The sequence below is a fragment of the Rhizobium sp. KNZ2-6A genome (assembly GCF_056755475.1).
In genome coordinates this window covers 1-4,490 of the sequence record NZ_JBNDIC010000106.1, presented here as the reverse complement: position 1 = coordinate 4,490, position 4,490 = coordinate 1, and the positions used below count along the sequence as shown (strand labels likewise).

Sequence of the window (4,490 nt, the reverse complement as noted above, 5' to 3'; positions counted from 1 at the left end):
CGAAAATCGCACTGGCATGAGCGATGCACGCGGCAGATGTCACTGTCCGGCTTCTTCTCGGTTAACTTTACAATGCCGGTCAACCTATTCCTGAAATTGCTCCGATAGAAACGCACGAGACGATATCAGCCAGTGGCATCAATTCAGTCCAACAACCCTGGCTGGCGGAGAATCTAGGAACGGGCCCGCAGAAGCCGTCATCATCTCCGCTCGCTCTCGAGGCCGAGCTGAAAAACGAGCCGCGGTGCTGCTGTGCTCCTCCTGGTCAACGACCGCCTTGCTCGCGGCCGGCACGCGTCCTCGCAGAGCCCGATATTGCCGAACTGCTACGTGTGGGACCCTTCCAATCGCCAGTATCTATCGCCTTATATTTCTTCATAAACGATTCAGGCGGAGACACGAGTGACCTCAAAAACAGTGGACCCACGCTGCGCAAAGGCCCGTGACCATGATGCCGGCGAGCGATAAGGACGTGCCGTCAAAACCTTCAATCCGGGTGGCTTGTCGACCACTCCAGTCTCACAAAGAGCATGTAACGAGGCGCCGCTTGAGTTCTTATGCCCGACACGCTATATGACTATTTATATGGTCAGGAGCACGACATGGATGCTATCAATCTGGCGGACGCTAAAGCCCATCTGAGCGAACTGGTCGACCGGGTCCAAGCAGGCGATTCGATCGACATCACCCGTCACGGCAAGCCGGTCGCTCGACTCACCGCCGTGGCATGGCCGCGCAAGCCTATTGATGCCAAGCTGCTCCAATCGCTAACAGCAGCGATGCCGCCGCAATCCCAGAGCGCTGCTGATTTCGTGCGGTCGATGCGGGATGGCGATCGCTACTGATGCTTTACCTCGACACGTCGCTGATCGTTGCAGCGCTGTCCAATGAAGCCATGACGCCTCGCGTTCAGGCTTGGCTAGCCGAACAGGATCCGGCGCAACTCCTGATCAGCGATTGGACCGTCACCGAGATGTCGTCGGCCATGGCGATCAAGCTGCGAACCGGACAGATTGGCTTGGAACAGCGTGCGGCCGCACTGGCCATGTTTAACAAGCTTGTTACCGAGAGCTTTACGGTGCTGCCCGTGACAGGCGGGCACTTTCGCGCGGCAGCGAGGTTTGCCGATCAGCACACCTTGGGGCTTCGCGCCGGTGACGCGCTGCATCTTGCTGTCGCCTCGGAGCATGGCGCTACGGTGCATACCCTCGACCAGCGGCTTGCCGAGGCCGGGCCCGCGCTCGGTGTGCCGGCGCAGTTGCTGGCATAATCCGGCCTCTCCAGCTTGGTCGGGGCCTTCTCGTGAGCCGCCATGTTCGATGACTGGACGGATACGCAGAACGACGTGATCGTTGCAGATTATTTCGTAATGCTCGCGAGCGACATCGCTGGGGGCACTTTAGCAAGGCCGAGCATGATCGCTTGATGTAGGCGGTGATCGATCGGCTGCGCTGCTCGATCGAATACAAGCATCAGAATATTAGTCGCGTGCTTAAGGGCGGCGGTGAGGACTGGATTCGAGGCTGACGGAACGTCCTTATAGTGGGCGAGAAATCGTCAAACAGGGTGTCAAAGGACGGTACATTATTCCCAGCGAGAGCAAATGCTACGCCAGGAGTCGATGCCAGCACACAGGCTCACGCCGTCACGACTTGGAGATGCCCGGCAAAATTTTCATTCGGCCGATCGCATGGAACGGTTCGTAAGACGAGATTCAGAAGCGCAAATTTCAGAAGGGCCGAATCAGGTCCTCCCCTTAACATCTCCGATCTATAAGCGGCTGGAAAAAGCGGCATCATTCGCTTCTTCGTCAAGCTGCCCCGTGTGGTCGTGAATATGAAGCCACCCCATTCCTGTTAGGCCTCGTCGACGTCGGAGGTGGCGCGTCCATACCCGACGCGTATCTCGACGGTTGCCTCATCGATATCCTCGACGGACTCAAACGGTGGAGCTGCCACTCAAGTTGTATGGGGTATCGTACACCTCTACCTCCTTTTGCCGGTCGGCCGCGGTCAAACCTTCGGGCGGATGATTGTCGGATGGTTTCGCTGAATGCGAACGGTGAAGCCCGCGATGCGGGTGCCGATGATCCCCGGCTCTTCGATATGCTCGAAGGCCGGATCGAAGATAGAGCGCGAAATCTGCAACTGCCCGGTGATACATTCTTCAAAAGTTCAGCCTGACAGCACGAGTTTTGATGGCATTTTGATTTCGCTTCAATTCCATAATCTATCTTACGTGCGAAACAACCACAGATTGCACACAACTATAGATAAAATCTGTGATAAGTCTTTGCATCCCTGCTCCCGCATTCCTCGGATAAAGGTTTGGAAACCAACGCTCGGCAACATCCGATGGAAATGCAGGTCTTAGCGGTGCTCTGTGAGATACCGCTGTGAGCATTACGCGATCGAAAAGTGCAGAGGTCACATTTCGCCCGCCGCGCTTTTCGTAAGCAGTTAGCATTGGGATCTTAGAACGCTCATCATCAATATTTGCCCAGATTGCAGCGACGCCCATTCGCCTTGAGCGTATCGGCTTTCAACTTCCTTATATCCACTCCCCCGTTCGCGCGAGAGCGGCCCAAAATTCCTCGCTGGATGGGCGGGAAGAAGCTGCTCTCGCAGGGGAAGATCATGCCGCCGTTGGCAACCGTGCGACTTTGATGTCATTCTCATGGGCTCTGACCTGCGCGAGGTCATAAGCAGCCTGCATCCGTAGGAGCGTTTCCGCCCGCAATCCAAAAGCTTTCTCGAAACGGATCGCCATTTCCGCCGATAGAGCGGTATGGCCGTTCAGAACATTGCTCAGGTTCTGGCGGGAAACGTCGAGATGCTCGGCGAGCGCCTTCACATTGACGCCGTGCGGCTCCACGATCTGGCGCTTGAGCCAAGGGCCGGGATGAACGTGGATCGAAGGATGGATCTTGACAGCCATCAGTGATAGTCCTCCAGATCAAGATTAGCGATGGTGTCATCATCTGCCAAAGTGAATGTTAACCGCCAGTTCTTGGTGACCGTCATGGCATAGACGCCTTTTCGATCCCCTGTAAGGGCGTGGAAACCAAAGTTTGGCGGGACGCCGAGTTCGTCAATACCGGAAGCCGCAATGATAAATGCGATCATGTCGATGACGCGATCGGCCTCGATGACACCTTTCACGCGGCCTTTTTCAACGAGGTTTCGCAGGGCCTTGTGCTTGATGCTCTCGATTTCCATGTGTCGTGTTATAGACGACAGACGCCAAGTGCGTCAACTCATGATTGACACATGACGATGATCGCGAGCCGGGACCGCGATCGCGAGAACTTTGTACCGCGTTGACCGTCCCGCGATTCACAAGCGCGGAGGTCACATTGCGCGCGCCGCGTACTTCAATTTTAAATCGAAGTTTCGAAAACTGAAAGCAGTTCATCCATGGTCTGCCGCATGCCGCTGGTGAGCTGACGTCCTCTTTGCCAGAACACCACATAGTGATAGACGGCGCCAGGTTCAAACGGCCGGAACTCCAGGCCAAACTGCCGATATTCCCGTGCAATCAGGCTATTGACGATCGAAATTCCGATGCCCACCGCGACGAATCCCACATCATGGCCGTTTGCATCATACTCCACGGCTATATCAGGCTCCACACCACTATATCGCAAGGCATTGATATTCATCTGATGAGCAGCGAACTGAGGTTCTATGTCCACCAATGCCTCGCCGATTATATCCTCCGGCGTAATTATCTCTTTAGCTGCTAACCGATGCCCCGCCTGAAACAGGCAGACATTCCGAGCCGTGGCGGCGGGTGCCCACTCGAAGGCGCGCTCGTCGAGCGGCAGGCGTGAAACGCCGAGGTCCGCCCTGCCGTTTAGAACGTGCTCTGCGATCTGTTGATAGCTGCCAGACCTGACTTGAAACGACAAGAGATTGCTCTGCCGGACGGCACGAATGGCACGAGGAATGGCGTTCAAACAGAAAACACCCGGAACAGCCAGACTTAGGGATCCCTCCTCCTCGTTGCGCAAGGCAGCAATCGACTTCTCGATCCGATCGACGCTTTGCAGCGCACCGTTGACACTGCGCAACAGATCCCAGGCACGGTCCGTCGGTAACAATCGATTGTTCTCCCGCACAAACAATGCGAAGCCGACCACCAACTCGAGCTGCCTGATCTGCTGGCTGACGGCCGGCTGGGAGATCTTGAGAGCCTTCGCGGCGAGCCGTTCCGAGCCCGTACGCAAAACCTCGCGAAAAATCTGCAGCTGTCGCAGCGTCACGCCTGTCGTGGCTTTACTGACCATCCCTTGGGCCCGTTCGTTTGCTCGGCCCAAACCTTGTTGTCTACTAAGAGGCAAATCTCCAGTGGCATCGGGCAAAGGCATATAAGTTGCGCTTATTGAAATTAAGAGCACCTTATAGATTGACGACCTGCTTGCAAAGTATAAATCTCGGTTAGACGCGAATATTACTTATGATTATAAGTATTTATAATACCTGTCTCTT

Annotated in this window: 6 protein-coding genes; 3 read left to right on the top strand and 3 right to left on the bottom strand. The window is 55.5% G+C overall.

Annotation, left to right across the window (positions count from 1 at the left end):
• Positions 1–602 precede the first annotated feature (602 nt).
• From ACPYOP_RS32485 to ACPYOP_RS32475, 3 genes are all read left to right on the top strand, one after another.
• Positions 603–845: a type II toxin-antitoxin system Phd/YefM family antitoxin gene (locus tag ACPYOP_RS32485; protein ID WP_481414310.1), complete on the top strand. Its 243-nt coding sequence runs from the start codon at positions 603–605 to the stop codon at positions 843–845.
• The gene (locus tag ACPYOP_RS32480; RefSeq protein WP_481414309.1) at positions 845–1,270 is read left to right on the top strand and encodes a type II toxin-antitoxin system VapC family toxin; all 426 of its coding nucleotides are present in this window, start codon (positions 845–847) and stop codon (positions 1,268–1,270) included. Before ACPYOP_RS32485 ends, ACPYOP_RS32480 begins: the two co-directional genes overlap by 1 nt.
• A 769-nt stretch (positions 1,271–2,039) precedes the next feature.
• Positions 2,040–2,183 carry a hypothetical protein gene (locus tag ACPYOP_RS32475; RefSeq protein ID WP_481414308.1) on the top strand — a complete coding sequence of 48 codons (144 nt, stop codon included), beginning with the start codon at positions 2,040–2,042 and terminating at the stop codon, positions 2,181–2,183.
• Between the two features lie 451 nt (positions 2,184–2,634).
• Here ACPYOP_RS32475 and ACPYOP_RS32470 read toward each other — a convergent pair whose 3' ends face one another.
• The 3 genes from ACPYOP_RS32470 to ACPYOP_RS32460 all read right to left on the bottom strand — a co-directional run bounded on the left by ACPYOP_RS32470 (position 2,635) and on the right by ACPYOP_RS32460 (position 4,288).
• Positions 2,635–2,937: a HigA family addiction module antitoxin gene (locus ACPYOP_RS32470; protein ID WP_481414307.1), complete on the bottom strand. Its 303-nt coding sequence runs from the start codon at positions 2,935–2,937 to the stop codon at positions 2,635–2,637.
• Positions 2,937–3,218 carry a type II toxin-antitoxin system RelE/ParE family toxin gene (locus ACPYOP_RS32465; RefSeq protein ID WP_481414306.1) on the bottom strand — a complete coding sequence of 94 codons (282 nt, stop codon included), beginning with the start codon at positions 3,216–3,218 and terminating at the stop codon, positions 2,937–2,939. Before ACPYOP_RS32465 ends, ACPYOP_RS32470 begins: the two co-directional genes overlap by 1 nt.
• Before the next feature lie 161 nt (positions 3,219–3,379).
• Positions 3,380–4,288, bottom strand: coding sequence for a LysR family transcriptional regulator (locus tag ACPYOP_RS32460; RefSeq protein WP_481414305.1), 909 nt, complete (start codon positions 4,286–4,288; stop codon positions 3,380–3,382).
• Between the last annotated feature and the right edge of the window lie 202 nt (positions 4,289–4,490).